3 protein-coding genes and 1 pseudogene are annotated in these 5,857 nt (G+C 44.9%); all 4 read left to right on the top strand.

Features of this window, described 5'->3' with window-relative positions; translation table 11 throughout:
* On the top strand, positions 1-1,703 hold a 1,703-nt coding region (locus ACJ751_RS18900), incomplete at its 5' end, for a hypothetical protein (protein ID WP_407747078.1).
* Positions 1,704-1,899: 196 nt separating this feature from the next.
* The gene (locus ACJ751_RS18895) at positions 1,900-3,423 is read left to right on the top strand and encodes a hypothetical protein (protein WP_407747077.1); all 1,524 of its coding nucleotides are present in this window, start codon (positions 1,900-1,902) and stop codon (positions 3,421-3,423) included.
* 52 nt (positions 3,424-3,475) lie between these two features.
* Positions 3,476-4,888 (top strand): S41 family peptidase, encoded by a 1,413-nt coding sequence (locus ACJ751_RS18890; protein WP_407747076.1) that lies wholly within the window; start codon positions 3,476-3,478, stop codon positions 4,886-4,888.
* A 69-nt stretch (positions 4,889-4,957) separates the two neighbouring features.
* Positions 4,958-5,857, top strand: a pseudogene (locus ACJ751_RS18885) (glycosidase); the annotation flags it as partial.

Genomic DNA, 5,857 nt, shown 5'->3' with positions numbered 1-5,857 from the left:
TGGCCATTAATATCGCCACCACCATTGCGCAACTGGCGGAGACCATTATAGAAGTGGCCACCTCGCCGTGGATGATCACGAACAGTATCTCAACTACTATAACCAGTACACTTACCATTCATCCCGATCCCCGGCATGGGGCTTTCCCGGCGCTACCTGCTGGTTCAAAGACGGCTTCCTATGTCACCAAAATGATCTACCAGGCGCAGAACAGGCCCAGCATTACTTCGCCGGCTGTTACGTTAAACCCCTCCAGCTATCCCTCAACACTAAGCGCTCAGTTTACCAATACGCTTGGCGGACAGGTTAAGTTTGAAGTGGATTTTTACATCGACAACTGGCTGGCCGGTAAAGCCACCACCTCCTGGCTGGAAAATAATGAAGACAATACAGCTAATATTACCTTATACCTGTTTCAGCAACCTATACCGCTTACCAATAAATCGGTATATGCGCATACGGCCATCCTGGGTTACCAGAACAATGCCTATACCTGGATACCCCAAACCACGCCGCCCAATGCTACCATTGCCAATACCGATACCAGCCAAAGCGGTAATGCCATTTCAGACTGGACGGGTTTGGCGTTGAGCCAGCGCAGTGGGATGATAGGGTTGGCCTGGAAGGCTGCGGGCATGGGTATTACCGATTGCTCAACCGGCGCCGGCGGACAACTATACGCTTTTGAGAACATCGATATCCCCGGTACCGACATGAACGAGGTGAAATTTCCATCCTGTGGTTTTACCTCGCCATCAGAGCTGGTGTATGATGTATATCCGCCAAAGTTCTTAATGCAGAATGGTGAATTCGTAATTGGCCTCAATGGGAAGCCTGTTCCAGACCCAACCGATGTTAGTCTGGGCAATTATTATGTTGACCCGCGCAAAGCTGATAATGACCAGGATGTAGATGGGGGCTACCATCTTCGATTGGTGACATTGGACACCAGTACACCCTTTAACATGGCTCCGAATCAAAATTCCTTTGGCCGTTTTCCTTATTACCCCGATTCCATTGCCATGCACCCGGGCGGGTATGTGATAGGCGTTAATAGAAAGTATTGTAAAATGATGATCACGCAGCTGGCAGGCGGCACTGGTCTGGCGGACAATAATATTCCGTTGGCGCTCAGCTTTGCAGGACAGGCGCTTAACTTCAACGATAGCAATGGCCGTGCGGGATTGTTGTTCACCCCGGTGGCTGTTACCAGTTCATACGACGGCACCATACTGGTGCTGGAGCAGCTGAGCAGCCAGGGTTTTAATATTGCCCGTTTGCAGGCATTTGATCTGAATGGTAACCCGGTGAACTGCTTCCAGGATAACACGGGCAAGCCTTCACCGTTCTTATTGCTGCCTGCCCCTGTTACTTACCTCGATGTGGCGGCAGTAGGCGATAATTATACCACCTATCTATACGTGTTATCTTATGCAAACGATGGCAGCCATGTAAGCGACTATAGCATGGCGATATACCAGTATGGTCAGGGGGCGCCTGCAGGCAATCTGTTGGTAACAACTCCTCAGATCCCGGCGGCACGCCTGAATGTGGATATGTGGCATACCCTGTATACCCTTAATTATGCCATGACCCAGGATGGAAAAGGAAACAACGCCGGTCCTTTGGGTGGAACCGGTACAGGCCCCGCCGGTCGTACCGTACCCTCAGTAAGCGAATGGTTACCACCGTTGCCTTCATAACCATATGCATAATAAAAAATGCCGTCCCGATCACATCGGACGGCATTTTTATGTGCGCCTTCCGCTAAAATTGCACTGACATCCGGGATAAATGATGGTTATTCAGCTTATTGATTGGTTAATGCCATTTACCTGTTACAGCCATTATTGTAATTACTTGCAATATCAAACTGTAGCCATGAAATTGTTTGCCTTTATGAAAAAACTACTGCTCAGTGCCGGTACTCTTTTGCTGAATTTCACTGTATTCGCCCAGGTTAAAAGCCAGTGGGTGTATTTGAACGATGCTAATAAGCTTGAATATAAAACAACCGAACGTGGCGACAGAATAATGGATTTTTCCTATGCCGGTTACCGGGAGGGCGGAGTAGCTATCCCAACTGTTCCGGTAAAGGTCAGCATTAGCACAACAGCCGGGGATAATTCCAATGCCATTCAACAGGCTATTGACCAGGTAAGTGGTATGCCTATGGTGAATGGGGTGCGTGGTGCGGTATTGTTACAAGCAGGTACTTATAATTGTGAACGGCCAATAACCATCAGCACCAGTGGTGTGGTACTCCAGGGCAGTGGTTCGGGCGAAAGCGGTTCCATAATAAATATGACCGGTAACCCACATGCCTGTATAGTAATAAAAGGCAATGTCACAACAAACGCAACCAATACAAAAACTACCATAGCCGATCCCTATGTTCCCTCGGGAGCTATAAGTTTTCAATTACGCCATGTAAAAGAATTCGCAGCAGGTGATACCATCCGGATTGCCCGGCCGGTAACCGATGCCTGGGTGCACTTGATGGGAATGGATAAACTGGTGCGGGATGGCAAAAAGCAAACCTGGGTTACCGGTGAAATAACAACAGAAAGAGTAATTAAAAAGATAAACAAAAACACGGTCACTGTCAATTTCCCGCTCACAGATTCCTACGATGAGCAATATCTTGGTAAAGATGGCGTGTCGGTAACAAAGATCACTACCAGTGGTATCATTGTTGAAACGGGTGTTGAGAACCTGCGGATCGTTGCACCTGCGCAATCAGTGACCATTAACGACGGGCTTTATCGTGCTTTGAACATGAGTGGGGTTACAGACGGATGGATGCGTAAGATAGAGATCCTGAATACAACAAACAGTATCAGTATTACGGCCAACCGGGTAACTGTTGACCATGTTAACATTGTACATACGGTGCCAACAAAAGGGTCCGCCAAACCGGCCGATCTAAATGGAAGCGGCGCGCAGTTGCTCTTTAATCAATGTAATATTACCGGCGATAATCTTTTTTACTTTGCTACCGGCGCCAAGGTATCAGGTCCTGTTGTTTTATTGAATTGTACTTTCCGGGGCAAGGGCTGGATACAACCACACCAGCGATGGGCTACCGGATTGCTGGTAGATAACTGCCAGGTGCCTGATGGCGGCATCGATTTTATGAACAGGGGCGCTATGGGTTCGGGCCATGGATGGGCAATAGGCTGGGCCGTAGCATGGAACTGTAGTGCACAATCTTATTTGAACCAGTTACCGCCAGGGGCGGCCAACTGGGTAATTGGTTGCAAAGGAGAACCACAAAAAAAAGCCATTCCCTTTGATGCGGAGCCACTGCTGCCCGAAGGTATTTACGATGCCCATAACACACCTGTTGATCCATCCAGTTTGTACCTGGCACAGTTAACTGAAAGATTGGGAAAAGCGGCGGTTCAACATGTTGGGTATTAAATTCATGTGACATGCATTATATTTGGTACACAAAATAAAATGCCTGCCAACTATGAAGTATATCCTGATAACAGCCCTGCTGTTAATTACCCTGAATGTACATTCCCAAACCTGTTCCTGTGAAAAGGAATTCTTATACATTAAAAACATTGTTGAAAATGGTTTTGCTGGTTTTTCAGACAATGTAGCAAAGCTTACAGAAGCGGGTTATAAGAAAGAGATTGACCAGTTATTGAAGCTTACCCATAATAAATTTGCCAGCGACAATTGTATTCTGATCATTTCGCAATACCTCCATTTATTTAAAAGTTATCACCTTGGGTATTGGTCTAACTTTGATCGTATTAAGATCGACACGCCTTTCGTTAACCATCGGCCGCTTTTTAATATTACAGACAAGGATATAGCAAGGCTGAAAAAGTCAGGGTCATGGGAGGGTATTTATTATTTCAGGCGCGATTCTTCTATTAAAATTGCTGTTATAAAAGACCCTACGGCTCTGCATGATTATGTGGGGGTAACGCTTGAGTCAAAGTTACCAACCTGGAAAAAAGGCATGATCAAGAGTGAAGGCAAGCTGATAAATGACAGTGTAATGAAGGGATTGTATTATATGCGCAACCACCGGCCCGAAGAACAGTATTTTGGTCTGTGGGAAAATAATAACAGGATCTCAGGAGATTGGCTGCGCCAGGGAGCATCTGTAAAACAGGAAATTGCTCAAAATGCGTCTCCCCAAAAGCCTTCACCGGCAATAGATGCACGAAGCCTTTCTGCCAATACGTTTTATATTAAAATGTCCAGCTTTGGCCCGGCTGCCAAACGGCCCATAGACTCCATACTAAAAGCGAATGAACAATTATTAAACACAATACCCAATCTTATTCTGGATGTACGCGGAAATGGGGGCGGGGGAGACGCTTGTTGGGAGCCATTTATTCCTTATTTCTATACTAACCCTATTAGAACGATCGGGGCAGATGCATTAGTGTCAGAAACGAACGTCGGCATCTTAAAAAAACAATTAGAGAATAAAGAACTCTCCAAAGAAGAAATTGACTACTACAACAATAAACTTACCTTATTGGAAAAAGCAAAAGGACGGTGGGCAGTAAGTAATGCTGATATAATTGATTCAGCCTTCACTGTAAAAGCGTTTCCAAAAAAGATCATCATCATAGTCAACAATGATTGCGGCAGCGCTGCAGAAGAGTTTTTACTGGCGGCACGGCAAAGTTCAAAGGTTACATTGGTGGGAGAAAATTCTATAGGCAGCCTTGATTATTCAAATGTACTAAACGTCCCGTTTTTATGTTACCCTTATATATTGCAATATCCTATCACCCGCAGCCGGCGTCTTGATCTTGGCCAGGGAATTGACAATGTAGGTATAGCCCCTAAAATATACCTGCCGAAAGGGAAGGACTGGCTGGAAGAAGCGTTGAAAATAGCGGAACAACAATAAATTAAAAAATACCCGGGTTTATTGATCTACCTTCACCTGTTATTCATTTGTTTGCACTATTATCATTCTATGAGATTACAGGTTAAAAGAATTAATGTACGATTGTACCCCGATGCAAGAAAGGTTATTCCCCGGTTTTTTAATACAGGCAATGAACGTTCCCTGGCACTTATTAACAGGGTGCTGCAAATGCCAGACAACGAAGCCAATAATCTATTACTCCAGGTTTATAAAGAATTTTCTGATCGCTATATAGATATCCGGGCAATTTTGGATAAACATTTTGAGTTGATAAAACGTTTATTGCCGCAGGAAAAACTACATACGGTATCAAAAGAGAAAAAATTATTGATCGGCTCTTATTTTACCATGGAGTATTCCCTGGAACACGCAGCCCTGTTTAATCCATCTATCGTGGAAGATCCGGATCAGTCCGGAGCAGCAGCCGGCGAAAAAAATGTGATCGTAAGTTTCAGGGCTACCGGCGAAGGTCATATTTCATCGTTGTTATTTAAGCGTGGGAAATTAGATAAGGATGCTATGATCCATTTTGAACCGTCCGGCAAATACATGAACGAAGGACAGGTCACTCAACAAAATAGCAAACTGAAATATGACATGCTCACCATGGTAAATACCGGTTATGAGTTGCATTTTTCAGCCGATACGTTGCTCTCTGAACGCGTTATTTTTCCTATAGCCTTAACAGAAAAGAATGGAATTGAGGATGCACGGTTTGTAAAATTTATCAGGGAAGATGGTTCCGCCACCTATCTTGCCACTTATACGGCCTATGACGGTTCTTTTATTTTACCGCATGTAATTGAAACGACCGACTTCCTTCATTTTAAGATGTCACCGCTTCGTGGAAACGCGGCCATTAACAAGAATCTGGCTATATTTCCCAGGAAGATCAATGGTAAGTATGTTATGTTATCCCGTATTGATGGAATCAATAATTACATAATG

This window comes from Niastella sp. (genome assembly GCF_045805085.1).
Lineage (GTDB): Bacteria > Bacteroidota > Bacteroidia > Chitinophagales > Chitinophagaceae > Niastella.
Note: the sequence above shows the minus strand (reverse complement) of the source record. Positions and strands in the feature narration are given on the sequence as shown.